Consider the following 25,344-nt stretch of genomic DNA (forward strand, 5'->3'; position numbering starts at 1 on the left):
GATTAATAACTGCTTTTGTTGCATCTTGTAACAAGATATTCCCCAATCCGGGCAAAACAAGGAAAAGTAGTAAACGAACTGTTCAAAATCTATTCACGTTAGGAGGTTTTCAGCCATGCCTATCTTAGATACTCTGTACATCGCTCAGATATCTTCCATCTCAGATACTCAAGTCTACATCGCTCTAGTTGTGGCGCTGATCCCAGGAGTTCTAGCTTGGCGATTAGCCACAGAACTTTACAAATAACACTACGGTGTGACACAGTTAAAAAGCTAATAATCCTGGCAGTACGGGGTGCAATTTCCAGACCTTGTGGCTTTATGTCATAAGTAGTTAGAAATCTTGCACTTGCGTAAGCCAGGTTATTTTTTAACTAATACAACACTTGTAGCAATTTCCCAAAAATGGAGTAATATGACAGCTAAATCAAGCATTTAGGAGTGCTGAGTGCCCAGGAAGAAGCAGTTAGTCAGAAGTAGTACTGATGAATCTTCCCATTCTAAGGCGAGGCACTCGCTACTAGAAACTGATTTGATACTGAGTGGGATTATTGCTATTTTTACTCAGCATGGGCTAAACGCCCCGCTAGCGCTAACAGCACTCGGAACTCAGCACTCTTCAATAGTGCTTCTCTTCACTAAGCGAGGTTAATTTTTAGCATCATGAACGCGATTCAACCGTCCAGACCACCGTTACAACCTATACAAAAACCCCGGGTCATTTCTCGACCAAAGCGGCATCTTCGTCAACGTTCTTACCAGGTGATGGCACTGGAAAGCACAGCTAAAATAGCGGTTAATCTGATCATTACAACCGTTGCAGCATCTGCCTTCGCACAACTTTTGTCTTATAAGTTGTTACAGCAAGAAAAGTTGCGAGAAATTAGTACTGACGTCAAGCTGATGGAAGGACATGTGAATGCTTTGCAGACGGAATTTAGCCGTAACTTCGATCCTCAGCAAACTAAAACTATTATGCAACAACAAGGATACCGATTTGATCCGAGCCAGCGTCGGGTTGTGTTGATGAATCAGGATCGCCGAGAAGATGAACAAACAGAGTCATCACCCTAAGACAAATAGCGACTTTGGGATTATTCAGGTTTCTTGTGATTCTGGTTACGTAAAAACAGGGTGTTAATTTATATTATTCCTAATAAATAATATTGATACAGCGTCGCTCCAATTCAAAATGAAAAATCTACCAACTAGGACGCTGATCAGGTAGCAGCTCGTTTAGCCAATTTTCGAGTTTTAAACGCAAGCAATAACCAGTAATATCCTTACTGTTGTCGAGAGAGGGCAGTAGAGTGAGGGCGCGACGATAATCAGCGATCGCATAATTCCAGTCACCCCAAAGATGGTAAGTCCTACCGTGTTCAGCCCAGATATGACCTTTTAGTTGACCGAAAAGCAGTGCGATCTCAAAATTCTCAATTGCCTCCTCATATTGCCCCAAGTCACGCCAGGTAATGCCTCGATTAATCCACGCCCGGACATGGGAAGGATTAAAATCAATCGCTTGATCGTAGTCGGCAAGTGCTGCTGCTAATTCTCCACAAGCAGCGTAGTAATTTGCTCGGTTATTATAAGCACTAGCCAAATTGGGATTAAGTTTGAGGGCGGTGTTATAGTCACAAAACGCTTTTTCTATTTCACCACTTTGGAAATAAATCAGCCCTCGATTGTTGTAATCAACAGCATTGTGGGGATGGCGAGAAATTAGTTGGGTTAAAAGTGCGATCGCTTCAGTATAATTTCCTTGTTTAGCCAACCTCAAAGCAAAAGAGCGTAAGTAGCTATCCCCTAAACTAGATTCGCTGCGATCGTTTTTCCGATATTCTTGGGCTTTATTTGTATTATTTATTACATATTTGTATTGCTTATTTTGCTGGTCATCGTCAGCTAAAAATGAGTGAATATTCATCTTTCCCTGCCTGAAATACCTGCTTTGTGAAATCGAATGCTGGTTTTGTATCGCTAGTGGTTTTACCACTGCCTCTATTCTTAAGGTATTTAGGGTTACATGAAAGCCATCTTAAGAGAGAACTTAACTTAGTGCACCAGTAGAAATCTACGCCTTAAAGAAACAATTGATCCTCAAACCTAATCATGAATACTTCATCGCCAAGGTGAATTCCAGAAATAGGAGAGTCAATCTCAAAGATTAGTCAATTGTCACTCCTGGGCCTAAAGGCGTGAGGATTCTTGATTCATGGGGATTCCAACGAATTTACCCTTACTCTTGCATCTTGACCGTGTGCCCCACGGCTACAAGTCCCCTTTGGAGAACTACTTGAGCGGCTGCATTCAAAGTTAAACTAAGCGATTCCCTCACGAGAACCGCTCGTCTACAAAACCGGACGTGAGACTTTAGACCTCATCCGGCTCCTCAATGATTTGGCGCTTGTCATGCGTACCTGTAACCGAACCATCATCGGTTGTTTTCGTATCGTGGCAGTGTCTATACAAAATCTGGAGATTTTTGTACTCGTCTTTACCTCCCAAGATTTTGGGGATTATATGGTCAATCTGTCAGCTTTACCTCCTTTTCACCCCGCTTTACGGATTGATGGCTAGTCGCTACCGTAGTGGTGATGCTATCACCACTGCACCTGTGGGGAGGGACTTCTCTGATTAGAGTCACCCTCATGGTCATTCAGTTGTCATTGGTAAAGGATTTTAAAGTGCGAACTCTACCCGAATGGGTTACTTTACCAGCGCCAGCCATCCCTCCTTACGGATTTAGGCTGAACGAATCGCACTCCCTGTCAGTTGTGTAGCCGCAATTTGAACAATTATGAATACGCTCTGACAAATCTTTTTTACCTGTCACCATGAGGCAGTTTGGGCAGATTTGGCTTGTTTTACGACTATCTACTTTTTGAAAATAGACACCACGCTTAAAACAAATCTGATCCAAAATACTGAAGAATTGACAAAAGCCCTGACCCCAGTTTTCCGGTAGAATGCCAACAAGCCAGATGAGAAAAAGGACAAGGGGACAAGGAGAATAACTCATGCCCAATGCCCAATGCCCAATGCCCCAATCGCTAGATTTAATTTTTAACTTTTGAGAAATTTTCCGATGACAACTGCAATTTCCTATCCCAATGCCCCTGATTTAGCAACCGATGATTACATTGTTATCGGCTTGGCAACCTGCTTCGTCAAAGAAGATGGAGAAGTTTATCAAATCGAAGTTATAGAACCGATTCCCTCTGCGGCTTTGGAAGCGCTGTTAAAAGGCATTCCTACCTCCTATAAGCTCGCTTATGCAACAACTTTGGGATCTGTGCTGGATGGCGATTCACAACTGGCGCCAGATGGCTTCCCAGAGTCGGCTCAGTTTGGAGAGGAATTTGTGCCACGGGCATTTGCAGCAGCTCGTACCTACAAGCGTCGTGAATCTGCAAAATCCCTGATTCCCTTAGGTACAAATTACACCGATTTTAAATATTCCATTGAGCGCAAGCGGGTATTAAATGCCGCTAGAATTGTCACTAAAGAAGACAACGTTAAACAGCATTCTCACACTCACAAAGTTCTTTAAGTAATTATGCTCAAACTTTACGGCGGCGCTCGGAGTCGAGCGTCAATTGTTCATTGGTATTTAGAGGAACTAGGAGTTCCCTACGAATTTGTCAAGCTCGATATGCAGGCGGGTGAACATCTCCAGCCTGCATATTTAGCAATTAACCCAGTTGGTAAAGTTCCAGCAATTGTTGATGGGGATTTTAAACTTTGGGAATCTGGAGCAATTTTGCTGTATCTTGCCGATAAGTATGCTAAAACTCCACTTTCACCACAGGAACGCGCTGTATTTTCCCAATGGGTGTTGTTTGCCAATGCTACCCTTGGTCCAGGAATTTTCGTAGAAGCAAGTCGGGAGCCGGAAATGCCCCGCTTGTTGACTCCATTAAATGAAATTTTCAGTAAGCAACCTTTTTTACTTGGCAATGAGTTTACTGTTGCTGATGTGGCAGTAGGGTCTATTCTGAATTACATTCCCATCATGCTGAAGCTAGACCTCAGCTCCTACCCAGCAGTGTTGAACTATATGAAGGAGTTATCTGAGCGTCCAGCATTTCAAAAAAGTATTGGCAAAGGGGCTTGATTGTAGTCAACTTAAACCTCGGCGAATGGAATGATACTGTTGGTCAATTTTCGCGGGGTTAAACCCCTCACCCCTAAAACCCTAGTTTAGTGTCGCTTTCCCGCCCTGCAATAAAGTGCTGGCTAATAGCTAAAGTACGTTGAAACGCACTGAAATTCCAGAAATTAAGATGGATTGGGGTTGATGGGTTAGACCCCATATCAATTCGCCAACAGTATCATGGAATTTGCAGCTACACAAACAAAGCCCACCTCCGTGGGCTAAGAGAAAATTAAGGTTTTTTAACCCGCGCGGGCGGGTAAAGCCTCGTGTAGACGCGGTTTCTAACCGCCCTTTTAGCGTTAAGTTAAGTACCGTGGATTATATCCAAACAAAAAATCTTCACAAAACTTAGTTTGGATAGGCACTGCCACAATGTAAATCTTTTAACGATAGTTTGTAAATTGTAAAGCTACTGGGTAGTCTTCTTGTTTCAGTCGCTGCATGACAACTTGTAAGTCATCTTTAGATTTGGCAGAAACCCGCACAGCATCCCCTTGGATTGAAGCTTGTACCTTTTTGAATTCGTCGCGAATCAATTTGGAAATTTGTTTGGCAATTTCCTGACTGATGCCTTTTTTGAGTTTAATTTCTTGACGCACGCGATTACCACTGGCTGATTCAACTTTGCCAAAATCAAAGATTTTCTGAGAGAGGTTACGCTTGGCGGCTTTTTCCCGCAGGATGTCGTGTATAGAATTTAAGGTAAACTCGCTGTCAGTACTGACATTAATGTTTTGTTCGACTAACTCGACAGTAGTTTGAGTATCTTTGAGGTCATAACGACCTTTGATGTCTCGTATAACTTGATCGACAGCGTTAACCAACTCTTGTTGGTCAAAGTCGCTCACAATGTCAAAGGAAAAAGTAGAAGCCATAAAACATTTTGGATTTTAGATTTTGGGTTTTAGATTCGGGATTGAGAACAGACAAGGCAGAGGGGAAAAGTAAATTCTCCCTCATCTTCCCACTCCCCATTACCTCTTATCCCCAGAGGGGGCCCCACCTTCCCCACTCCCCAATTAACTACTAGCTTGGATAATACTCAATAAAATGAGAGTGATAGAGCTAAGGATGCCAATGCCAAACATCAGCGATCGCAAAAGGGGTATATTCAAAATATAAAAAATTGAGTATAGCAAACGGGCTACTACAAAGGCAATCGCAGCTACTTGTGCTGTAGAAGAATTTACACCAGTCACATATGCCATCAATGCGGCTGCGGCAAACACCATAAACGCTTCAAAGGTGTTCTGATGTGCCCAAGTAGCCCGTTGGGCATAAGGTGGCAATTTATCAAACATAGCGCGAGGAGTAGAAAACATTTCATACCCAATACGCGCACGGGCATAAGCTACCAGCAAAAATGGCACATAAATTAGAACGGCAGCAGCAGCGATCGAGTACAAAAAAATTATCATTACTTATTAGTCATTGGTTATTAGTCATCAGTCATCAGTCATCAGTCATCAGTCAAATATAAAGGACAAATGACAAATGACAAATGACTAATCAAAGTAGAAGAGAGTCACCACTTTTCTTTGTTCTTCCGCATCTTGACAAGTTTGTAACAAAGTCCCACTGTCGTGAAACGCAAAGCAAATCAGTTGCTGGCAACGAGAGACAATTTCCTTGTTGCACAGGTAACTAGCTTCAGCAAGGGACAGATTATCATTATTGGTATTTTCCACTAAATGCATTACCTGTTCTAGTTGCTGGCGCGATTCCAAGGGCTGGCGTTCCAGGCTTTGGGGTAGAATCACCGTTAACAAATTCGGATCAGCCCGCGTTGCTCCCCGGATGGCAGCTGAATTTGTACCTATAGCACCAGAAGTAATGATTCGATTACCCGATAAAACTAGGGCATATGTCATCATTTCAATAAGATTCTGATGCGTAATCGGAACGTGACGAGAACCCAGCAAAGCAATTCTTTTAGAACCCGTTTGCTGTATTGTCGCCAGTTCTTGCGCTAATGTATCGAGGTTAATAAGGTCTGTTGATTGGGTCAAAGATGGAGATAATCCAATTAAACGACCCACATATTTTACCAAACAGCGTGTAGGTGTGAGGCAAACCTGAGTTAGACATTGCTACAATTTTTCGATTGTTTGGATTACTTGATCACACCAAGCCAGCCAATCTGTTTCATAAGTAATGCCATTCAGGAGAGTCAAATACTGAAATTTTGCTGATTTTGGGAGTTCTTGCGGATTCTGAAAGCATTCTTGTTCTAAATCCTTGTACGTAGATAATTTTTTTAAGTGGGCTTTTTGGTGACGCTCTAGCTCTGCCAAGATCATCTCGTTAGAAGCAATATGGCCAGCAAAAATTTTAACAAGCAAATCATCTTTAATTGGTGTGGGTTCACAAGGTTGAGCAATCCACTCTTTGAACTGCTGTTCTCCCAACTCTGTAACCCTGTAGAGCTTTTTATCTGGGCGTCCTGCTTGGACAATCGACTCGCAACTGATCCATCCTTGATCTTCTAGCTTCGACAACTCTCGATAAATCTGCTGGTGACTTGCTGACCAGAAAAAGCCTACAGAGCCATCGAATCGTTTTGCTAAATCATACCCACTACAAGGCGCGTCAACCAGAGCAGCTAATATTGCGTGCGCTAATGCCATAATTTTTAATTCACTACTTGACATATGCAACTAATTGCATAATAATGTTTATATGCAACTAATTGCATATTAACCTGAAACAACAAGGAGTGAGTAATAGATGCCTCAAGTAATACCAGGAAGATTTACAGCCGAGATTAATGAACCCTTTGTTGTGTTTTTGATTGGGATGCGAATTAATAAATTATTCGCTTTCTCGAAATGGATTCCGATTGCAACGGCGATGTCGCCCATGCTACGAAGCCTTTACCAGAATCCTGAAAAAGGGTTTTTAGGGGGAGAAACTTTTGTTTACTGGCGAGGAGTAGGACTAATTCAGTATTGGCGCTCATTCGAGGATTTGGAGCATTTTGCCAGAAATCCAGCTGATGCACATCTAAAAGCTTGGCAAAGGTTTAATCAAGCCATTGGTGCTGATGGCAGTGTCGGCATTTGGCACGAAACTTATTTAATCGAACTGGGAAGATATGAGGCGGTTTACGGCAATATGCCTGTGTTTGGATTAGCTGCTGCAACTAAGCATGTCCCAGCTATGGGGCGAAGGGAAACAGCACGCCGTCGCCTGGGAGGTGACGGCGAACCAGCTGTACCCTCACCAGCAATACAGCCTCCTAACTGATAACTGAGCATAGATGCTCTTAATTGTTTAGGTTGATTGAATCTAAGACAATGCCGCTGCGGGAGTTAAACCCAGTTTAGATAACAGGCGCTCAATGTCAAAATGCTCAGACATCAACTGGCGAATGCACTGAACCTTAATTGGCTCGTGGAGCCGGACTTGCCCGAAAGTGCGGTTAACAATTTCTACAGTGGTGAGGGTGTCTAAGTCAACAGATAAAATGGGGATTTCTAGTTCTTCAGCGCGACTGAGAATGAACGGCGGCGGGGGTAGTTGCCCGGTGAGAATTAAACATTGGGTAGAAGTTTCCAAAGCAGCTTGCTGAATTTCCACACGATCGCCTCCTGTTACTACTGCCATATTCCGGCGTTTGCGGAAATATTTCACGGCTGAGTTGACATTCATCGCTCCAATTGCCAGACTTTCCACCAATAAATCTAGGCGGTCATTGCGACAGAGAACATCAGCCTTTAACTGTTTGACTAGTTCGCTAACACTGACGCTGCGGAGCAAAGCGCTATTTGGCAGCATTGCTAGCACCGGAATCCCCTGCTGTTCCAAAAATGAGCGCAAGAGAGTGTCAACGGCTTCTAGTTGGGTGACAGGAATATCATTGATCACAACTCCGATCAAGCGATCGCCCACACGCCCTTTCGCAGCCAATAGCGCCTCAACCGAAAGTAACGATTTATAGCGAGCTACTAACAGCACAGCAGCATCTAATACTTCAGCCATTTGCAGCAAAGACAAGTCAAACAAATTGCCTTCGGACAAATCACCAGGCCCCTCCAGTAACACCAAATCTCCTTGGGACATTTGTAAATATTGCTGTATTAGGGACTGCTGATAATCGGTTTTGTCTTCCCCCAGTAAGCGCTTTTGCACATTTAGTTCATCCAAAGCCAGCATTGTAGGTGCAACGCGGTTTGTCGGCAAATTGAGGCTAAGAGCAATGAACTGGACATCTTCCTCAATTACGGTTCCACTAGACGAATTCAAACACGTACCGAGCGGTTTACCGTAGGTAATATCCAGTCCTTTTTGCTGTAGCTGATCAGACAAACCCAGAACAGTTGCAGATTTACCGCTATAAGTCTCGGTTGATCCAATCAGCAAATATTTAGGGGATTTTGGCACACATGCACTCCTAATTTCAAAAGTCAGAAGAACCCAGCTAGGTGTTTCCTAATTCTAGTTCCTTCTGGCAAAAGCTCTCGCTCTCACAAATTAAGGTTTCCCAGAATTACCTTTTGAATAAGCAGGGGTAGGGCGAGAGGTAATTTTCCTTGTGTCGGCTCTGCTAACCTGTATGCCTACTCTTCAAGCCTTGTCATTACCAACAAATACCAAACTAACAACTTCGTTGCTATAGAGCCTAAGTCAGTTCAAACGGACTCAATTAAGTAGGTAGGCGTAATTAAATATAAGATCAAACGTCACCCTCAATCCCTCTCCTTACTAAGGAGAGGGAAGCCGGAGGCAGGGTGAGGTTTTATATTTAATTTGACGCACTTACTTAAGTGAGTTTGAGTCACTAAAAATTGACTTATGCTACGCAGCTATCTGTATTGTCCGTATTTTGAGCGCAAAATTGCTTTTATGGATATGAATTTTAAGCAAATATAAACTTGTCAATAGTAATATTGAGTAATTTTTGAATTTATGATTAATCTTGTTGACTTATATTATTATTTTGTGAGATTATAAATACATAAGTACATAAGTATTTCCGCTTATAATTTCATAAATTTTACAGGTTTTAAATAAAATTTAGTGAGCTTTGAGGATTGCATCGTCCAGAAAGTTGAAATCTTTTTATGAGACTTCATTACTATGATGTGCTGGAGTAGAGGAAAAATCCTCTATTTTCCATTGGCTAAATGCTCTCGATTCTTTTTCTTTGAGATTGCAATAGCGGGTTAATTTATTTAATTTCAAACGCTGGAATTTAAGCGGATTTATGTCAATAAATCACCATTTGTAAAGGTAAAAATGGAAATAGTTACTGCTGAAATAAAATCTCTCGAAAGTCAATTTTTAATTAATCTTGTTCAAGAGCTTCAAGATAGTTTAGTTCAAGGTTGGCAAGATTTTAATACAAGTGAAAACCTGAAAATATTTAGCGGATTTTTTGAATTTATTTTCAAGGCTGGATTCGACGAAAGCCAGTATAGGAGAGTAATACCTAACCCTGCCTATGACAATAGTGCTAGATTAATTGGCAAGCCTTTTTTGGAAACTGCAAGGAAATTTGAAATTCATTTTGATGAAACTTTTCCTGGAAGCTTTTCTGAATCACAAGAAGCACAGAAGGAAGGTTTTGAAGTTCGCACGTTTAAGCTAAAAGCTTTTTATCAAAATAAACCTTTATGCCTATTCTTACTGAAGTTTCCTCATTATCATGAAAAATTTGGCTTTCCACTCTCACCAGAATTAGAAATTCTAGAGTTGTATTGATTGCAGAAAAGACCCAAGTCAGTCAAAAAGCCTAAATCTGGGTTAACTAAATAGCTGCGATCGCAGCTATTTTTGGTAATTTTAAAAAATATTTAATTTTATCTAAAATAACCTGGTTATTGAAAGTCAAAATAGCCTAGTTGCAGAAGCAAGCTATGCCCATTACGGATGAATTGCCACTACCAAGTGCTGCGATCGCAGATGAAAAGCATTCAGAGCTTTCCTCAAAAGCCCAACACCTGCTTTGATTTTTCAAGTACTTCTTTGGGGCGAAATGGTTTCGTTAGATATAAATCTGCACCAACCTCAATTCCTTTTTGTTTATCAAATTTCTGCCCCTTAGCTGTCAATATCACAATGTAGATATCAGTCATTTGCAGGTCGTGTTTAACAATGTGGCAGACTTGTAAACCATTCATTTTAGGCATCATCACATCGAGAAAAACCAGGTTTGGTTTTTCAGCTTTAATAGTTTCGAGAGCTTCTTCTCCATTTCTAGCAGTTAGGAGTTCAACGCCTTCATCTTCTAATGCTTCTAGGGCTTGTTCCATCAAAATCAAGATATTGGGTTCATCGTCAACAATCAGAATTTTCTGGGTCATACAATTTTAGATTTTAGATTTTAGATTGACTCATAGCAATCAAGTCACTGCTTCTGTCATTTAATTTACGATGTTTGGATTTTAGATCTATTCTCGCGTTTAAATTCGGGAGCAAATCTTCTCTACCAGAGGCTATGCGCCAAGGGGACGCTCTCGCGTTCAGACATTTTTAAATTTGGGATTTTGAATTTCAATTCCATTATCCAAAATTTAAACATCGTAAATTCGATTAGCGATCAGACAGGATGATGAAGAATACATTCTCCAAGTCTTTCTCAAAGCGTAGGGCTTTCACCATGTCGGCTTCTTGAGACAAAATAGAATCGATGATGATCATGTCAGGTTTGGCTGATCGAGCTTTATTGATACCTTCTTGCGGATCGGAGGCTTCAATCACGCTGTATCCCTGAGTTTGTAGTACATCCGATAGGGTTTTTAAGGTTGAGGCATTTTTATCCACAACCAATACCTTTTTACTGGAAGTACCTTGGGAAAGCAATGAGCCAATTTCGTTGAGGAGTTTTTCTGGGTCAATGGGCTTGGTAAGATAGCGATCAATGCCAATGTGGTAGCCCCGTTCTTTGTTTTCAATAATTGACAGAATAATGATCGGAATGTCTGCGGTGTGGGGATCATTTTTGAGGACGGCTGCCACATCAAAGCCATTGATTTGGGGCATCATCACATCCAAGAGAATCAGGTCGGGACGGGCTATTTTGATTTGATGAATCGCATCCACGCCGTCTTTCGCTTCCCGAACATTATAGCCTTCGGTTTCCAGTTGTTGACGGAGCAATTCCCGAATATTAGCTTCATCATCCACTACCAGAATGGTTTTGCTGTTTTGATTCAGCACAGGGTTTGTGGTGATGATGTGTTCTTTGAGTTGTTTGACTAGCGCATCCAGATTCAGACTGCTACTGGTTTTGCGATCGCTGGCAGCAGTAGGAATGATGAATGAGAATGTGCTACCCTTACCTGGTTCACTCTCAACCCAGATTTTACCGCCGTGATGATCGACGATTTGTTTACAGATGGGCAGTCCTAGCCCTGTGCCTTTGGGTTTGTCGGTGAGGGTGTCGCCAACTTGGCGGAATTTCTCAAACACTTTTGGCTGGTCTTCAGCTGTAATGCCAACGCCTGTGTCGATGACGCTGATGCAAACACCTTCGTTCTCTTGTTTAACCCGGCAGATCACAGAACCAGATTCAGTGAATTTAACGGCATTGGAAATCAGGTTGATCAAAACTTGCAGCAGACGATTGCGATCGCCTACGATTTGAGGCAGTCCAGGTTCAATCTCGCACACCAACTGCAAGCCATTGGTTTCAAACAATCCGGCGGTGGAATTGGTTGCCCAATCGAGTAATTCGCTGGGATCGAGAGGCTGCATCTGCCATTCCACCTTACCTGCTTCCATCTTGGCGATATCCAGGACATCATTAATCAAAGATGTCAGCCGTTCTGCTTCCGACACAATAATGTTGAGATTGTCACCCACCCGCTTAATCGTTTTCTGAAGCTTACGATCTTCGGTAGAAAGCATTGGGAAGACATCGGTTTCCAGCTTTTCTTTAATGATCGATGCAAAACCGAGGACAGAAGTCAGTGGTGTCCGCAACTCGTGGGAAACCGTGGAGATGAAATCAGTTTTCATCTGATCGATCTCTTTTTCAGCCGTAATATCGCGGATCAGAATTACCGAGCCTAGCCACCTCGCCGCCTCACTCTTAGAGGCTTCTTTGAAGATGGTGGTTGCTAGAGCTTGACCGACCCGGCCTGCTGCTAAATTAATCTCAGCAGTGAATATCTCTCGGGACTGTTTGTGGGTCTGCTTTACCAAATCGGCGATTTCAGCTTGAGAAATTTCTCCGCAGTCTTTTCCTTTGATGTCAATGTCGCCAAGCTGGAACATTTTTAGCAGCGCCGGGTTAAAGCGGGTAATTTGGCCGATGGTGTTAGTTACCAATAACCCATCTGCTAGATTGTCAATAATCGCAGTCAGGTCAGCAAATGTTGCTTGCAGTTCTGTGTCTGCCTGTTGCCGTCGTAAGTGGGATAGGGCCAACAGCCAGGAACCCACCCCAATCAACCCAGTCAAAATAATGTCGAAAAGCAGGAGTCGATTAAAAGAACTTTGCGATCGCGCATTTAAGATCGCAGAGGGGACAAGAGTCACAATTTTCCAATGGTAAGATTTGGCATCCACCTTCCCTTGACTGGAATCGAAGGCGCTGGTCGCCCCCGTGCTGGATTGAGCTTTTTGAACTTCCAGTAGCGGATATAGGGTTTTGAAGGTGAATAACCCATCAGCCGTTTGAAACTGTCCCGACTCTGTTGTGCCTATTTGCTGCCAGACTTTAGGAAAGGCTTTTGCAAAGGTCTGATCTTTGCGGTCTTTGTACATAAAGCCCCACTCATTCTCTGGCTTTAGTCCTTTAAGCCAGTAACCATCAGCATTTAGTAGCAGCATTTCGCCTAAAGTTGTCGAGTTTTCTTTTTGCAGATTCTGGATAAATTTCTCACCTAGATAGTTCAGCACAACGATGCCGCGTTTTTGCCCCTGAGAATCAAATACGGGGGTACCAAAACGGATCATTGGTTTGAGCGGTTGTTCAATCTTGCCCCGCTCAATATTTAGATCCAGAGGCGAAACAAAGACCTCGCCTGATTTCAGGGGTAAGGTGTCCTTAAACCAGTAACGCTTTGCCTGGACTTGCAGTTTTTCCTCAGGAACAATGCTGGGCTGACCTTGATTCAAGTTTACTCTGACAATTTCTTTGCCAGTTGTGTCAAGAAAGCGAATCTGGTCATAAACTTGCTTCTGCTCAGACATGGAAAAATACTATTTAGCGATCGTCTGCCTCAACTCCAGTGTTTTAGTTGCATCCACAGGTCGGTTGAGCATGAACTGTAGCTCGTTTTGGGTAGTCAGAAACATCAAGTCAGACTTAATTAAATTAAAGTCTCTAGCAGCTATTTTGGTTTGCATATCAACGTTATGGGTTTCGTTGATGGAAATTGCGCCCCGTTCAGCTTTACTCTCTGCCTGGTGAATGATCATCAGCACCCCCCCAACCAGGACGGACAGTGGTAAGAAAGTGATCAGGAATTGCTTGAGGATTCCTCGGTCAGCGATTTTCAAGAATTCAGAGTTTTTTAGCATTCTTCTTGGTAACTCTTAAATTAAGTTTGTTTACTAAAAGACTTATATTTTTTTGTCCTGGCGAATTATTATCCAAAACCAAATTCTGGGTCATAGGGATTACTGTTCAGATAGCATAATAAAAAATACATTTTCCAACTCCTTCTCAAACCGTAGGGTTTTCACCAAATCGGTTTCTTGAGACAAAATAGAATCGATGATGATCATGTCAGGTTTGCTTGACAGGGCTTTATTGATGCATTCTTGCGGATCGGAGGCTTCAATCACGCTGTATCCCTGAGTTTGCAGTACATCTGATAAGGTTTTTAAGGCTGAGGCATTTTTATCTACAACCAATACCTTTTTACTAGAAGTGCCTTGGGAAAGCAGTGAGCCAATTTCGTTGAGGAGTTTCTCTGTGTCAATGGGCTTGGTAAGATAGCGATCAATGCCAATGTGGTAGCCCCGTTCTTTGTTTTCAATAATTGACAGAATAATGATCGGAATGTCTGCGGTGTGGGGATCATTTTTGAGAACGGCTGCCACGTCGAAGCCGTTGATTTGGGGCATCATCACGTCCAAGAGAATCAGATCGGGACGGGCTATTTTGATTTGATGAATTGCATCCATGCCGTCCTTTCCTTGCCGAACGTTGTAGCCTTCGTTTTCCAGTTGTTGACGGAGCAGTTCCCGAATGTTAGCGTCATCATCCACTACCAGAATGGTTTTGCTGTTTTGGTTCAGCACAGGGTTTGTGGTGATGACGTGTTCTTTGAGTTGTTTGACTAGCGTATCCAGATTCAGACTGCTACTGGTTTTGCGATCGCTGGCAGCAGTAGGAATGATGAAGGAGAATGTGCTACCCTTACCTGGTTCACTCTCAACCCAGATTCTACCACCGTGATGATCGATGATTTGTTTACAGATGGGCAGTCCTAGCCCTGTGCCTTTGGGTTTGTCAGTGAGGGTGTCGCCAACTTGGCGGAATTTCTCAAACACTTTTGGCTGGTCTTCAGCTGTAATGCCAACGCCTGTGTCGATGACGCTGATGCAAACACCTTCGTTCTCTTGTTTAACCCGGCAGATCACAGAACCAGATTCAGTGAATTTAACGGCATTGGAAATCAGGTTGATCAAAACTTGCAGCAGACGATTGCGATCGCCTACGATTTGAGGCAGTCCAGGTTCAATCTCGCACACCAACTGCAAGCCATTGGTTTCAAACAATCCGGCGGTGGAATTGGTTGCCCAATCGAGTAATTCGCTGGGATCGAGAGGCTGCATCTGCCATTCCACCTTACCTGCTTCCATCTTGGCGATATCCAGGACATCATTAATCAAAGATGTCAGCCGTTCTGCTTCCGACACAATAATGTTGAGATTGTCACCCACCCGCTTAATCGTTTTCTGAAGCTTACGATCTTCGGTAGAAAGCATTGGGAAGACATCGGTTTCCAGCTTTTCTTTAATGATCGATGCAAAACCGAGGACAGAAGTTAGTGGCGTCCGCAGTTCATGGGAAACTGTGGAGATGAAGTCGGTCTTCATCTGGTCGATTTCCTTTTCTGCTGTCACATCCCGAATCAGCAACGCCGAACCGAAGCAGGCAGAGGGTTCCTTTTCAGCCGTCTTTTTGAAAATGGCGGTCGCCACTGCCTGACCAATGCGTTCCTTCGTCAGTGCAACTTCGGCAGAGAACATCTCTTTGGGATGGGATTGGGTTTGTTCAATCAAGCCTGCCAACCCGGTGATGGGCAGTTCTCGGTAGTCACCTTTCAGGGCGGTGGCTGTCAATCCATACATGGCTAAAAAGGCAGGATTAAAGTGGGTGATTTGTCCTGCGGTGTCTGCCACTAATAAACCATCTGCTAAGTTATCTAAAATGGCATTTAATCCCTGCGCTTCTGTTAGGGTATTTTGCAGGGCAGCCGTCCGCTCGACAACTTTAACTTCCAGTTCTTGATTCAGTTGCCGCAGAGAGATTTCTGCTTGTTTGCGGGCAGTGATGTCGGTATTGATTTCCAGCATGGCGCAGGGTTGACCGGATAAATTTCGTTGCAAAGTCCAACGGCTTTGAACGGTAATGGATCTGCCATCGCGCGTGATGTGTTCTAGTTCTCCTTCCCAAGTGCCCTGCCAGAGAAACTCTGGTAGAAGTTCTTCTAAAGGTTTTGGAAAGGTTGATTTCAGAAATGTGTGGATGTATTGGCCTTTCACGAAATCACGAGTCCAGCCATAAAGTCTTTCTGCACCTTGATTCCAGTACAAAATTTTGTCGCTCATGTCGCGGACAATAATCGCATCGCTGGAATGATTCAACATATCCATGAGACGCTGATTTTCGGCTTCTGCCTGTTTGCGATCGTGAATATTGGTGCAGGTACCAATCCATTCGCGGATGCTACCGTCTGCTTCCAAGAGGGGGGCACCACAGACAGAGAAGTAGCGGTATGTGCCATCCTTGCCACGCAGCCGATATTCGGTTTGGTAGAGACCTCGGTTCGCCACAGCAGCATTCCAAGCTTCTGTGGAGCAGGCACGGTCATCGGGGTGAATTAGATCAATCCAGCCCCAACCCTCAACTTCAGCTTCGCTCTGCCCCGTATAGGCCATCCAGGTGAGCATTTCACTACTTATTCCCAGTCCTTCCGGGGTAGCTCCCCAGATGATCTGTGAAGTAGCAGTTACTAATGAGCGATATCGTTCTTTAAGACGCTGATTTTCGGCTTCTGCCAGCTTGCGATCGTCAATATCGGTGCAGGTACCAATCCATTCTCGAACGCTACCGTCTGCTTCCAGTACGGGGGTGCCACAAACAGAAAAGTGGCGGTATGTGCCATCCTTGCCACGCAGCCGATATTCGGTTTGAAAGAGACTCTGATTCGCCACAGCATTACTCCAGGCTTCGGCGGTGTGGGTACCGTCATCGGGGTAAATCGAATCGAGCCAGCCCCAACCCACGAGTTCATCTGCACTCTGACCTGTGTACGCTAACCAGGTAGACATTTCACTGCTCACCGCCAGTCCTCCAGGCGTAGCCACCCAGACAATTTGTGAGCTGGCAGTTACTAGAGAGCGAAACCGTTCTTCGCTTTGTTGTAGAATTTGTTCTCCTAGCTTGCGATCGTGAATATCGGTGCAGGTGCCAACCCACTCGCGGATGCTGCCATCTTCTGCGATCACGGGGGCACCACAAACAAAAAAGTGGCGGTATGTGTCATCCTTCCCACGTAGCCGATATTCGGTTTGATAGAGGCTGCGGTTTGTCACGGCTGCACCCCAGGCAAGGGCTATGCGATCGCGATCGTCGGGATGAACAGCATCAATCCAGCCGCCGTTTTCAGCTTCAGCTAGACTTTGACCTGTATAAGCTATCCAGCTTGCCAGTTCAAAATATATTCCTTGTAGTGTGGATGCCCAGACAATTTGTGTAGTGGCACTCACCAGCGAACGATACCTTTCTTCGCTATGTTTTAAGATTTTTTTGTATTCATCAAGTTGGCTAGACATAGTTGAAGTTTCCTTAGTCGTCGATGTGGGTATGGTTAGGACAACTGAACCAGGACAATAAAGTGGCGTAAAGCTTTAAGGAAATTGGGTTACGTTGAAACATCTGGTAAATTTGCTCTGGTGATGCACCTCCCAGGTTTGGACTCTGCTCTGAAAGTTGTTTAATCAGTTGATTATGGCGGATTAGCAAATCCGTCGGTTTGAGCATTGGAGTTGTTGATGGAATGAAGCCGTCGGCATCGGCAGTGGGAGTTAGCGAGGCAGAGGTGCTATTCTGTTCTTCAACAGCGTCCACCAATGCACAATTTATTGGAATCTGAATCCAGAATTCTGTCCCTTTACCTGGCGCAGAACGGCACTTGAGAAATCCCCGGTGTCTGTTCACAATAATTTGGTAACTGATTGCCATACCCAATCCGGTTCCCTTGCCAATTTCTTTTGTGGTGAAAAAGGGATCGTAAATGCGTCGAATCACATCCTCCTTCATCCCTGGGCCATTATCGGCAATGTGAATCACTACATGGTTGTCGAGGACTTCAGTACGAATAGTGATTTGTCCAGTAGGGGGAGATATTTTTTCATTGCCCATTCCCTCCTCTAGAGCATCAATGGCATTTGCCAGGATGTTCATAAATACCTGATTCAATTGTCCGGGGTAGCATTCAATTAGGGGAAATTTGCCATAGTCTTTCATAATTTCAATTGCCGGACGACAAGTATCTGCTTTCAGGCGATGGTGAAGAATCATCAGCGTTCCGTCGATGCCATCGTGGATGTTGACGGCTTTCATTTCGGCTTCGTCATGGCGGGAGAAGTTTTTCAGAGATTGCACAATTTCCACAATACGATCAGTGCCCACCTTCATCGAATTCAGCAGTTTCGGGAGATCCTCCATGATAAATTCCAGATCGATTTTGTCTAGCTCTGATTCCAACTCTAAACGAGCAACAGGTAGGAGTTTCTGATACTCTTGCACCAGGTGCAACAAGTCATTAGCGTATTCGGCAACATATTTTAAATTCCCGCAAATAAAGTTAACCGGGTTGTTGATTTCGTGGGCAACTCCGGCAATGAGTTGCCCTAGACTGGACATTTTTTCGCTTTGGATCAACTGAGTTTGGGCTAATTGCAATTCATTGAGAGCTTGCTGAAGCTTATGTGTCTGGGCTTTTGCCTGGATGGCTACTTGAGTGCTATGCTCGTAAATTACAGCTTTGTCAATCGCGATCGCAGTTTGAGAGGCAAAGATACTCACAAGTTTCAGGTGTTTAGCCTTGTATGAGTCAGTTTTGGAGGTTCCAATAGCGATCGCTCCCAGTACCCGCTCCTTGGCTCGCAACGGTACACAAATCATTGCGTTAACGTTTTTTTGCCCTTCTAACCGAGGATCGGCTTGCACATCATTGACGAGTTCTGCTCGGTTGGATTGCACAATGTTGCCAATAATTCCCTTACCCGGTTCCGGCTGACTGTGGTCAAAAAACACTCCAAATTCGGCAATGATTTCAAATGCAGTTGTATCTGGACCCAGGAGCAGAATCATCCCCGCAGAGGATTCAATTAATTGACTCAATTCCTGAAGCACAAGTTGGGCAATCTGTCGCGTATCTAAACTTGTTGTGAGTTTAGTCGAGATGTCCTCAAACAAATCAATTTCCTGGTATCGCTCCAGCAATTCTATAGCCAGTTCTTTCTTCTCAGCTTCCTGCTTTGCCAGAAATGAGAGCAAAGTCGCAAGTAGAGTTGCCTGTTCTCCCCCAACAACCCAACCGATGATTTCTCCTGACACCTCGACTGGATATCGGTTTTCCCCAGTTTGCTCTCCAATGCTAATTAGTTTCGTGCCGTCTACCAGTTCAACATCAATCGCCATGTTGAGCTGGTAGACTAAGTTATGAAGGAGAGAGGGCAACTCTTTTTTGTTGAGAATCTTTCTGAGGCTAACTGCGGACATGAAACACCTCATAAGCAGCAGGTTGCAAATTGACCGCATTCAAGCCAACCGGGTTATTAATTTTATCTGCCACCTCTGCGGCTAAGTCTCCCAAGACAGACATTTTCTCACTTTGTACCAGTTGCTTTCGCGCCTGTTGAGAAAGCCCGTTCGCGTAGTATTTCCAAGAGTTACCTACACTGTATTGCAACCCTCTACCTCCTGCCTCCTGCCTCCTGCCTTCTTCACCGTAGCTATCCGTACCTCTTTGGATCAGCAAGCTACGCCCAGCATCTTTAGAAAAGAAAGGAATTGTCATAAAAATCTAGCAATATAATAATTTACTAATTAAGATTAGTTTTCCCAAAAACATTGGCGATATAACAGCGAAGTTGATCGATAGCAAATACCTTTAAACTCCGTACCAGAGGCGTCCTTCCGTCTGTGTAATTCGCTTACTTTTTGATTAGTTATAGAAAAACTTTGAAGAAGAATTCAGAAGTCAGAATTCAGGAGTCAGAATGCAATCAGTGGCGGGTCTGAATCCCCCACTGACTGAAGACCACCAAATTGGAAATTTGGTGGGGGTGCAAAAACGCCGATTATTCATCCGCCAGTCGTATAGAAAACATTGCTGAATTCTGACGCCTCGGCGGAGCGTCTCCGGCTCCGCTCCTGACTCCTGAATTCTGTTCTGATAAATAAAGCTTTCATAATTTGAGAAAGGCATAGATTTAAATCTATGGTCAATTGATGTCTCTTGTTGCTACTACTCGGAAATTGGGAATCAGCTTTTTTGAGACTGGAATAATCTCCTCTCTGGCAAAACATAGAATAAAGTCGCAAAATCAGCTGATTTTACGACTTTTAGGTGATTTCTGATTAAAAAAATACCTATGTTCACGAGTTTTGACTAGGTTGGTTGAGCGGAGTCGAAACCAACGGCTATGGTAAATTTATTACTAGAATTCACCTTAAAAGTATTTAGGTAAGCGGTAGCTTCAGTTAGATCCGAGAGTAGCGAAAACGAAGTCTGAGTAACCGTAGCCAGCGTAACCACATTTGGGCAGGTTGTTCAAATAAGGTGAAAATATCACCGAAACCCAAATTAGTTTTGTGATGGTGTAACCAGTGTCTCTCAGGAGTCGTAATAAATAGAATTTGGCATAAAATATTTACAGACTTTGGAGTTTGCCAACCTAGTACACTTATGTGTCTCCACCATACATGAAACTGACCAAGTAGTAATCCAGAGATCACGCCAATGGGGGAGAAAGGCCACAAGACTACTGCTATAAGTACATAAGGCAAAGCTCCCAAGATACCATCTAAAAGAACCTGGGGATTAAAAGTCAAAATAGCGTAGTGACGGAAGTCCTTCTTCCAGGAGTGGTGCGTTTTTAAATGAAGGCTACCAAAAACGTGCTCGGGTACGTGGTAAATGAATGTAGATAGAAAATCGCCAAAAAACAGTAATAACCAAGCAACAGCGATAGCCTCAAGCATTTGTACTCCTCAAGTAAGTAAAACTCCACAGAAAATATGCAAATGTCATGCTGTCAACGTAGACACCTGGTTTTGGGCTATGCAAGCAGCACCTGTGCGTCTCATGGGTCTATGCTCCAGTTAATTTGGCTCAGAGTAGAATGGCACTAAGTTAAGATATAGCCTTTGCCCTGACTGGTTAAGAGCCTCCAATTTGACTTCTGTCTCTGGGTAAATGGTAACAATACACCTAAAAACCGATATAAATACAGTACTTTACTATAGTCACTACACAATCTTCTTACTAAGACATACAGCGTAAGCAAAGGTTGAGTTAAAGTTAGTACAAATTTAGGTTAAGGCTTTCTTCAACATTGTGAATTCTAAATTGATTGCAATAAGGTATCTTCACACATCCCAAATTTAGGTTACTTTCCAGTTGCGAAGGAAGATAAAATCAGGATTTGAAGCTATAATTACACGATTTATCTGTTTCACCATGAACAAAAAATGGGCAGTCAAGCGAATCACGATAAACCTGGCATCAAATGAAGCCAATAACCTTGAAAAGTATTGTGAACAGACAGGCAGACCAGCAACGGATGTGATTCGAGAACTCATTCGAGCCTTGCCATTGAGGAAAGAAAAGTAGATTTGCAAACTATTTCACCTTGGTTGATTCTCAAGATATAAGCATGAGAATTTAGTTGAATTGGAGGTATTATTTTTACTACTGCCTCTGCTAGCGAAAAAGTTAGGCATAGCTCTCGCGGTTCACTTTGCCAATCTTTTAGCAACCGGGAAGTTCCGCGTTTCTCTGATATAGAAGAAATGTTCAGAGACTTCAAGAACAGTGGATGTGGCGATCGCAAATGGGTTCACCCATATTTTAGTTTATGAAAACTGAACACCATTAATCAAGTCCTGGAGTATAAAAAGGTGATTGAATTGCATCAGTACAAGGCTTTAACTTTCGATTGTTACGGAACCCTGATTGATTGGGAGAACGGCATCTTAGGGGTGCTAAAGCCACTTCTGCTGGCACATAACACTAATTTGAATGACGCTCAAATTCTGGAACTTTTTGCTGAATTGGAAGCAGATATGGAAAAAGGAGAATATATCAAATATCGAGAAGTTTTGAAGAGAGTAGTCCAGAAATTTGGTGAACAATTTGGCTTTGAGCCAACTGCTGACGAACTAAATTCACTTGCTGATTCAATGCAGCATTGGCTACCTTTTCCCGATACAGTTGAGGCACTTAAAACCCTCACTTCAAAGTTTAAGCTAGTAATTCTCTCAAATGTCGATGACGATCTCTTTGCTTTCTCGGCAAAGCATTTGGAGGTAGAATTTGACCAGATAATCACAGCAGAACAGGCAAAAAGCTACAAACCCTCCTTAAACAACTTCAGAGTCGCTATTGAGAGAATTGATTTGCCGATAGAACAAATATTACACGTTGCTGCTAGTGTATATCACGATATTGTTACAGCTAAATCTCTGGGACTATCAACAGTCTGGGTAAATCGTCGAGCAGATCAAAAAGGAGTTAATTCCACAAGATCATCCCTAAGTAAATCTGACTTAGAAGTGCCTGATTTAAAGACTCTGGCCGCTTTGAGTTCACCGAAATAATACCGAGCAATAAATGCTGAGTGCCTAACACTGTTTCGATGAGAATTTGTGTTACAAAACGAAACAGGGATTGCAACATAGATTGATTCTGCTTTACTCTGGAAAAACTACCACGCCAAGTTTGACGGCACGTTCCCCCTTCTGCCGATAAACTTGTTCAATAAAACACTTTGATAGCCTAAAACGATGAAAGCATCTGCTAATTTCGACTTTGAAGACGAGAAATTCAATGCACCGCCTTCTCAAGTCATCCCCTGGTGTCAGATGATTAATCCTCGGTATGGCACAGATGGCATACAATCTCACGGTTTGGCAATTAAGCTAGATAATGCCAATGCTGTCGGCTTTGTGCCAGATGATAATTGGCAGCAGGTGGAGCATGAATTTAGCTCTGGAGTCGAAACGGTTTTTATTACCACTAGTCCACACTTGGTTCTAGTGCGTCGGGGGCCATTGTCTGTCAAAGACCGGGAAAGTGGTCTAAAACTGGGTACGCTCAAAGAGAATTATGATGCTTTTTTAGCCGACAAACTTAAATTTAAAACCTTTACTCGCTATCTAATTTTTCTAGTCGGTGAGAATAAAAAGTTTTTACATGAATCACCACTACAACTAACTCTTAATGGTGCCGCCGGAGCGAGTTTCAGCAAAACTTATTGCGAATATCAACAAGGCAAAGTAGTTAGGGGATTCGTCGCTGAACTAGAAAAAGCTTATGCTGTTTACCGCAAGCAACCTTTGACACCAAAAGGTCCTTTGTTTCATGCTCACGGGATTTTTTGCTCCATAATTGAGTCTGAAGAAAGAGGTATTGAACCAAATACAGTTCTGGTAGCTTCAACTGTAGACTACAAACATCCGACGGTAGGGACTTTAACAGAATACTTAATTGCTTCCGATTCTCTTGAGTCTGCAATGATTTGCAAGACTTTTGAAGAATACAAAGATTTTGGGAAGGAACCTGTAAAAGCTGAAACGCCTAAATTGGCAATGGCAGGAGTTTCCAACTCTTACGTTTATGCTGATGAAGATGATTTTGCTTATCCGCCGTATTAGGTGGAAGTAGGCAGTGGGGGTAGTTTTTCACTCTCCCCACTAAAAAGAAATGCCGAAGAGTCGAAGTATACCCAAAAAATCTAGTAATGACTAGATGTGTACAGATTTGTACTAATAGTTTCCTACTGTGCGCTATCTGAGCTAGGTGCCGCAACAGGGGTAGACTGGCGACTCCGACGCAAAGCATCCCGCAAACGACTACTACTATCTGATGATTGCGAAGATTGATTCAACTGCCGTCGCCGTCTTCTAGATGTACGTTGCGGTGCTTCTCCTGATGTTCTCAAATCGGCTTTATAAGGCTATGCGTTACCCTTTCTCAGAGTATATTCTGTAATTGCTACCAGTTCCTTACCTTGCTCATCCATGATGGTTGTTTTACCAGTTGGATACCCAAGCCGCATTCATCGAGAAATACCAGATAAGCTGATTTAACCTGTGTTCCATGCGATTGAGGGGCAGACGGTTAAACTGGGCTAGATTAATGGTAAATTGGGGATTATTACCCCAAACTGTCAAAATTTCCGCAAAAGCAGCCAGCAAGACTCCAGAAGGCGTTAAACCAGCTTGGGCGGCTTGCTGCTTCAATTGCTGCCAGTCAGTTTCTTGGAGGTATCCTTGATAACGCTGGCAACGATGTTGTTTGAGTTCTTTGGGATTCTTCGCTAGAGGTAAATCTGGGGCTGGGGGGAAATTATCTAGACGGCTAAACCAATAATTTTGCGATCGCCGAAGAATTGCTCTAATGATATTTGCAGCTGTAAATCGGCTTCAATTCTGTTCTTCAGCAGAATAGCTATCAAGGAATCAAGTAATGAAGCAAAAGACTGCTCTCGATCTAGCTTGTCTAGGGGAAGTTGTATTGAACTACTTACGCATTCCAAAAGATAACTTTCCAGCATTCGTCGTCGTTCTTCTGGGTAGGCTGCTAAGAGTTGTTCTCTGGAAAAGCTACTGATTGTTGTTGACGAGTTAATGATTTTCGCTTGATGAACCTCCTCATCCTCCAAAGTTACGCTGATTGGGGGAGTAGGATCTGGCCCGAGTGCTATATCACCCCAACGCATCACAGTTGCCACAGCCGTGGCAGCCGCTCCCTTTGTATAAACAAGAACTAAATCGGTTTCACGAATTTTGCCCGCCTGTGCAGCATGATATAAGTTAGCGATCGGAAATACAGGGCCAATATTTGCATACAAAGGATAGAGATTAATTGTGCGTTCTGGATCAATACCTAATGCCCTTGTACAAACACTTGCATACCAAGCAGTAGGAGTATTAAAAGCAAAAAAGTCAATTTGCTCTAGGGTGACACCAGCAGCAGCAACTGCATCCGCACAGCATATACGCACAAAATCTACTGCTGTTTCAGCGAGTGTACTTGCGTTTTTACCTATGCGAGTACGTATCTGAGGCTTACCATTCAGGTCATTTACCAGTTCATGTAAGTAAGCACCACAGGTTTCGGAAGTATGCACAACCTTACTACTGAGAATTCCTTAGTTGGGTTTAAGCGAGTCAACTACAAAAGCTCCAGCACCATCACCCATTGACCACGAGAGAGTATCTTCTTCATTTACAGTGTTAGATCCGATGTGGGAAACAACTACTAACACATTGCGGTATATACCCGTTTGGATTAATGCCTGGGCGTTCTGAAGCGCTATTAAGGCACTGGAACAAGTTGATTCTAGATTCCACGGCAACGCAGTTCTAGTTGCTGGGCAAGATAAACGGCTTTACCAGTCCCGATGTTTTCGCCAAAGAGTGAGGTAACAATCATCAAATCGACTTCATCGGGGGAGAGTTTAGCTGCGTTAATAGCATCTTTTGCCGCGCAATACTCTAAGGTCAGTGAGGACTCGTCTGAACCAACCACCCGCCGCTCAATGTTACCCCGGAATTGATCTGACAAATAAGGCGCTACTTCCTGTGACCAGATATCAATCCCGTTGTTGTCAGAGGTAGATTCTCTAGGACTAGAAACCCTAGCATTTCTCAGCTTTTCTTGAGCAAATAAATTAGGGAATTTCTTGCGCCAGTGATCGTTTAGACGGATGACGCTGGGAAAGCTAACTGCAAGTGAGCGAATACCTATTGGACAATTGACCAT

General features: G+C 43.3%; 29 protein-coding genes. 9 read left to right on the forward strand and 20 right to left on the reverse strand.

The window, feature by feature from the left end:
• The first annotated feature begins 157 nt into the window (after positions 1 to 157).
• Both psaM and V7K36_RS05755 read left to right on the forward strand, forming a co-directional pair.
• Complete coding sequence (gene psaM / locus V7K36_RS05750; RefSeq protein ID WP_040630342.1) at positions 158 to 247, forward strand: photosystem I reaction center subunit XII; 90 nt, start codon at positions 158 to 160, stop codon at positions 245 to 247.
• 416 nt (positions 248 to 663) lie between these two features.
• On the forward strand, positions 664 to 1,074 hold the full coding sequence (locus V7K36_RS05755) for a hypothetical protein (protein ID WP_335113944.1): 411 nt from the start codon (positions 664 to 666) through the stop codon (positions 1,072 to 1,074).
• Between the two features lie 127 nt (positions 1,075 to 1,201).
• On the opposite strand, the gene V7K36_RS05760 is transcribed toward V7K36_RS05755, so the two are convergent.
• From V7K36_RS05760 to V7K36_RS05770, 3 genes are all read right to left on the reverse strand, one after another.
• Positions 1,202 to 1,927, reverse strand: coding sequence for a tetratricopeptide repeat protein (locus tag V7K36_RS05760; RefSeq protein WP_335113946.1), 726 nt, complete (start codon positions 1,925 to 1,927; stop codon positions 1,202 to 1,204).
• A gap of 446 nt (positions 1,928 to 2,373) precedes the next feature.
• A complete protein-coding gene (locus tag V7K36_RS05765) occupies positions 2,374 to 2,508 on the reverse strand; it encodes an HNH endonuclease (protein ID WP_335113948.1) in 135 nt (44 codons plus the stop codon).
• A gap of 229 nt (positions 2,509 to 2,737) precedes the next feature.
• A complete protein-coding gene (locus tag V7K36_RS05770; RefSeq protein WP_335113950.1) occupies positions 2,738 to 3,022 on the reverse strand; it encodes a zinc ribbon domain-containing protein in 285 nt (94 codons plus the stop codon).
• Between the two features lie 66 nt (positions 3,023 to 3,088).
• Between V7K36_RS05770 and V7K36_RS05775 the strand changes: the two genes are divergently transcribed.
• Positions 3,089 to 3,553: a hypothetical protein gene (locus V7K36_RS05775; RefSeq protein ID WP_335113952.1), complete on the forward strand. Its 465-nt coding sequence runs from the start codon at positions 3,089 to 3,091 to the stop codon at positions 3,551 to 3,553.
• A gap of 6 nt (positions 3,554 to 3,559) precedes the next feature.
• Entirely contained in the window at positions 3,560 to 4,117 is a 558-nt protein-coding gene (locus V7K36_RS05780) for a glutathione S-transferase family protein (protein ID WP_335113954.1), read from the forward strand.
• 425 nt (positions 4,118 to 4,542) lie between these two features.
• Here V7K36_RS05780 and V7K36_RS05785 read toward each other — a convergent pair whose 3' ends face one another.
• The 4 genes from V7K36_RS05785 to V7K36_RS05800 form a co-directional block, all read right to left on the reverse strand.
• Positions 4,543 to 5,034, reverse strand: coding sequence for a YajQ family cyclic di-GMP-binding protein (locus V7K36_RS05785; protein ID WP_334829302.1), 492 nt, complete (start codon positions 5,032 to 5,034; stop codon positions 4,543 to 4,545).
• 144 nt (positions 5,035 to 5,178) lie between these two features.
• A complete protein-coding gene (locus tag V7K36_RS05790) occupies positions 5,179 to 5,577 on the reverse strand; it encodes an MAPEG family protein (RefSeq protein WP_335113956.1) in 399 nt (132 codons plus the stop codon).
• Positions 5,578 to 5,664: 87 nt separating this feature from the next.
• Positions 5,665 to 6,168 (reverse strand): DNA recombination-mediator protein A, encoded by a 504-nt coding sequence (locus V7K36_RS05795; RefSeq protein ID WP_334829356.1) that lies wholly within the window; start codon positions 6,166 to 6,168, stop codon positions 5,665 to 5,667.
• 81 nt (positions 6,169 to 6,249) lie between these two features.
• Positions 6,250 to 6,786, reverse strand: a complete 537-nt coding sequence (locus tag V7K36_RS05800) for a PadR family transcriptional regulator (RefSeq protein WP_334947498.1) — start codon at positions 6,784 to 6,786, stop codon at positions 6,250 to 6,252.
• Positions 6,787 to 6,886: 100 nt separating this feature from the next.
• On the opposite strand from V7K36_RS05800, the gene V7K36_RS05805 reads away from it, so the two are divergent.
• On the forward strand, positions 6,887 to 7,405 hold the full coding sequence (locus V7K36_RS05805) for a DUF4188 domain-containing protein (protein ID WP_335113958.1): 519 nt from the start codon (positions 6,887 to 6,889) through the stop codon (positions 7,403 to 7,405).
• Between the two features lie 42 nt (positions 7,406 to 7,447).
• Here the strand turns inward: V7K36_RS05805 and V7K36_RS05810 are convergent, their stop codons facing one another.
• Complete coding sequence (locus tag V7K36_RS05810; RefSeq protein WP_335113960.1) at positions 7,448 to 8,542, reverse strand: phosphotransacetylase family protein; 1,095 nt, start codon at positions 8,540 to 8,542, stop codon at positions 7,448 to 7,450.
• Between the two features lie 855 nt (positions 8,543 to 9,397).
• Here V7K36_RS05810 and V7K36_RS05815 point away from each other — a divergent pair.
• Entirely contained in the window at positions 9,398 to 9,862 is a 465-nt protein-coding gene (locus tag V7K36_RS05815) for a hypothetical protein (RefSeq protein ID WP_334947486.1), read from the forward strand.
• A 224-nt stretch (positions 9,863 to 10,086) separates the two neighbouring features.
• Here V7K36_RS05815 and V7K36_RS05820 read toward each other — a convergent pair whose 3' ends face one another.
• The 7 genes from V7K36_RS05820 to V7K36_RS05850 form a co-directional block, all read right to left on the reverse strand.
• Positions 10,087 to 10,464 carry a response regulator transcription factor gene (locus tag V7K36_RS05820; protein WP_335113962.1) on the reverse strand — a complete coding sequence of 126 codons (378 nt, stop codon included), beginning with the start codon at positions 10,462 to 10,464 and terminating at the stop codon, positions 10,087 to 10,089.
• Positions 10,465 to 10,693: 229 nt separating this feature from the next.
• Positions 10,694 to 13,300, reverse strand: a complete 2,607-nt coding sequence (locus V7K36_RS05825) for a response regulator (protein WP_335113964.1) — start codon at positions 13,298 to 13,300, stop codon at positions 10,694 to 10,696.
• A gap of 9 nt (positions 13,301 to 13,309) precedes the next feature.
• A complete protein-coding gene (locus V7K36_RS05830) occupies positions 13,310 to 13,630 on the reverse strand; it encodes a hypothetical protein (protein WP_335113966.1) in 321 nt (106 codons plus the stop codon).
• 99 nt (positions 13,631 to 13,729) lie between these two features.
• Positions 13,730 to 17,119, reverse strand: coding sequence for a PAS domain S-box protein (locus V7K36_RS05835; RefSeq protein WP_335113968.1), 3,390 nt, complete (start codon positions 17,117 to 17,119; stop codon positions 13,730 to 13,732).
• Positions 17,120 to 17,132: 13 nt separating this feature from the next.
• Entirely contained in the window at positions 17,133 to 19,073 is a 1,941-nt protein-coding gene (locus V7K36_RS05840; protein ID WP_335113970.1) for a GAF domain-containing sensor histidine kinase, read from the reverse strand.
• Positions 19,060 to 19,371 carry a hypothetical protein gene (locus V7K36_RS05845; protein ID WP_335113972.1) on the reverse strand — a complete coding sequence of 104 codons (312 nt, stop codon included), beginning with the start codon at positions 19,369 to 19,371 and terminating at the stop codon, positions 19,060 to 19,062. Before V7K36_RS05845 ends, V7K36_RS05840 begins: the two co-directional genes overlap by 14 nt.
• 686 nt (positions 19,372 to 20,057) lie before the next feature.
• A complete protein-coding gene (locus V7K36_RS05850) occupies positions 20,058 to 20,558 on the reverse strand; it encodes a fatty acid hydroxylase (RefSeq protein WP_335113974.1) in 501 nt (166 codons plus the stop codon).
• A gap of 478 nt (positions 20,559 to 21,036) precedes the next feature.
• On the opposite strand from V7K36_RS05850, the gene V7K36_RS05855 reads away from it, so the two are divergent.
• The 3 genes from V7K36_RS05855 (at position 21,037) to V7K36_RS05865 (ending at position 23,231) form a co-directional block, all read left to right on the forward strand.
• Positions 21,037 to 21,189: a CopG family transcriptional regulator gene (locus tag V7K36_RS05855; protein ID WP_334829322.1), complete on the forward strand. Its 153-nt coding sequence runs from the start codon at positions 21,037 to 21,039 to the stop codon at positions 21,187 to 21,189.
• A gap of 287 nt (positions 21,190 to 21,476) precedes the next feature.
• Positions 21,477 to 22,175, forward strand: coding sequence for a haloacid dehalogenase type II (locus V7K36_RS05860; protein WP_335113976.1), 699 nt, complete (start codon positions 21,477 to 21,479; stop codon positions 22,173 to 22,175).
• A gap of 186 nt (positions 22,176 to 22,361) precedes the next feature.
• The gene (locus tag V7K36_RS05865; protein WP_335113978.1) at positions 22,362 to 23,231 is read left to right on the forward strand and encodes a DUF5895 domain-containing protein; all 870 of its coding nucleotides are present in this window, start codon (positions 22,362 to 22,364) and stop codon (positions 23,229 to 23,231) included.
• A 122-nt stretch (positions 23,232 to 23,353) separates the two neighbouring features.
• Here V7K36_RS05865 and V7K36_RS05870 read toward each other — a convergent pair whose 3' ends face one another.
• From V7K36_RS05870 to V7K36_RS05890, 5 genes are all read right to left on the reverse strand, one after another.
• Positions 23,354 to 23,518: a hypothetical protein gene (locus tag V7K36_RS05870; RefSeq protein WP_335113980.1), complete on the reverse strand. Its 165-nt coding sequence runs from the start codon at positions 23,516 to 23,518 to the stop codon at positions 23,354 to 23,356.
• Positions 23,519 to 23,609: 91 nt separating this feature from the next.
• Positions 23,610 to 23,819, reverse strand: a complete 210-nt coding sequence (locus V7K36_RS05875; RefSeq protein ID WP_335113981.1) for a hypothetical protein — start codon at positions 23,817 to 23,819, stop codon at positions 23,610 to 23,612.
• A gap of 110 nt (positions 23,820 to 23,929) precedes the next feature.
• Positions 23,930 to 24,709, reverse strand: a complete 780-nt coding sequence (locus V7K36_RS05880) for a 3-oxoacyl-[acyl-carrier-protein] synthase III C-terminal domain-containing protein (protein ID WP_335113983.1) — start codon at positions 24,707 to 24,709, stop codon at positions 23,930 to 23,932.
• 21 nt (positions 24,710 to 24,730) lie between these two features.
• A complete protein-coding gene (locus V7K36_RS05885) occupies positions 24,731 to 24,937 on the reverse strand; it encodes a hypothetical protein (RefSeq protein ID WP_335113985.1) in 207 nt (68 codons plus the stop codon).
• Positions 24,922 to 25,344, reverse strand: coding sequence for a hypothetical protein (locus V7K36_RS05890; RefSeq protein WP_335113987.1), 423 nt, complete (start codon positions 25,342 to 25,344; stop codon positions 24,922 to 24,924). Before V7K36_RS05890 ends, V7K36_RS05885 begins: the two co-directional genes overlap by 16 nt.

Source organism: Nostoc sp. (genome assembly GCF_036919555.1).
Classification (GTDB): domain Bacteria; phylum Cyanobacteriota; class Cyanobacteriia; order Cyanobacteriales; family Nostocaceae; genus Nostoc.

What these genes read in the sequence shown, in the direction of transcription:
- V7K36_RS05855 (WP_334829322.1), top strand. Translation starts at nt 21,037, where the DNA reads ATGAACAAAAAATGGGCAGTCAAGCGAATCACGATAAACCTGGCATCA.
- V7K36_RS05805 (WP_335113958.1), top strand. Translation starts at nt 6,887, where the DNA reads ATGCCTCAAGTAATACCAGGAAGATTTACAGCCGAGATTAATGAACCC.
- V7K36_RS05845 (WP_335113972.1), bottom strand. Translation starts at nt 19,371, where the DNA reads ATGACAATTCCTTTCTTTTCTAAAGATGCTGGGCGTAGCTTGCTGATC.
- V7K36_RS05760 (WP_335113946.1), bottom strand. Translation starts at nt 1,927, where the DNA reads ATGAATATTCACTCATTTTTAGCTGACGATGACCAGCAAAATAAGCAA.
- V7K36_RS05770 (WP_335113950.1), bottom strand. Translation starts at nt 3,022, where the DNA reads ATGAGTTATTCTCCTTGTCCCCTTGTCCTTTTTCTCATCTGGCTTGTT.
- V7K36_RS05790 (WP_335113956.1), bottom strand. Translation starts at nt 5,577, where the DNA reads ATGATAATTTTTTTGTACTCGATCGCTGCTGCTGCCGTTCTAATTTAT.
- V7K36_RS05775 (WP_335113952.1), top strand. Translation starts at nt 3,089, where the DNA reads ATGACAACTGCAATTTCCTATCCCAATGCCCCTGATTTAGCAACCGAT.
- V7K36_RS05825 (WP_335113964.1), bottom strand. Translation starts at nt 13,300, where the DNA reads ATGTCTGAGCAGAAGCAAGTTTATGACCAGATTCGCTTTCTTGACACA.
- V7K36_RS05850 (WP_335113974.1), bottom strand. Translation starts at nt 20,558, where the DNA reads ATGCTTGAGGCTATCGCTGTTGCTTGGTTATTACTGTTTTTTGGCGAT.
- V7K36_RS05820 (WP_335113962.1), bottom strand. Translation starts at nt 10,464, where the DNA reads ATGACCCAGAAAATTCTGATTGTTGACGATGAACCCAATATCTTGATT.
- V7K36_RS05800 (WP_334947498.1), bottom strand. Translation starts at nt 6,786, where the DNA reads ATGGCATTAGCGCACGCAATATTAGCTGCTCTGGTTGACGCGCCTTGT.
- V7K36_RS05890 (WP_335113987.1), bottom strand. Translation starts at nt 25,344, where the DNA reads ATGGTCAATTGTCCAATAGGTATTCGCTCACTTGCAGTTAGCTTTCCC.
- V7K36_RS05755 (WP_335113944.1), top strand. Translation starts at nt 664, where the DNA reads ATGAACGCGATTCAACCGTCCAGACCACCGTTACAACCTATACAAAAA.
- V7K36_RS05785 (WP_334829302.1), bottom strand. Translation starts at nt 5,034, where the DNA reads ATGGCTTCTACTTTTTCCTTTGACATTGTGAGCGACTTTGACCAACAA.
- V7K36_RS05815 (WP_334947486.1), top strand. Translation starts at nt 9,398, where the DNA reads ATGGAAATAGTTACTGCTGAAATAAAATCTCTCGAAAGTCAATTTTTA.
- V7K36_RS05780 (WP_335113954.1), top strand. Translation starts at nt 3,560, where the DNA reads ATGCTCAAACTTTACGGCGGCGCTCGGAGTCGAGCGTCAATTGTTCAT.
- V7K36_RS05865 (WP_335113978.1), top strand. Translation starts at nt 22,362, where the DNA reads ATGAAAGCATCTGCTAATTTCGACTTTGAAGACGAGAAATTCAATGCA.
- V7K36_RS05830 (WP_335113966.1), bottom strand. Translation starts at nt 13,630, where the DNA reads ATGCTAAAAAACTCTGAATTCTTGAAAATCGCTGACCGAGGAATCCTC.
- V7K36_RS05835 (WP_335113968.1), bottom strand. Translation starts at nt 17,119, where the DNA reads ATGTCTAGCCAACTTGATGAATACAAAAAAATCTTAAAACATAGCGAA.
- V7K36_RS05840 (WP_335113970.1), bottom strand. Translation starts at nt 19,073, where the DNA reads ATGTCCGCAGTTAGCCTCAGAAAGATTCTCAACAAAAAAGAGTTGCCC.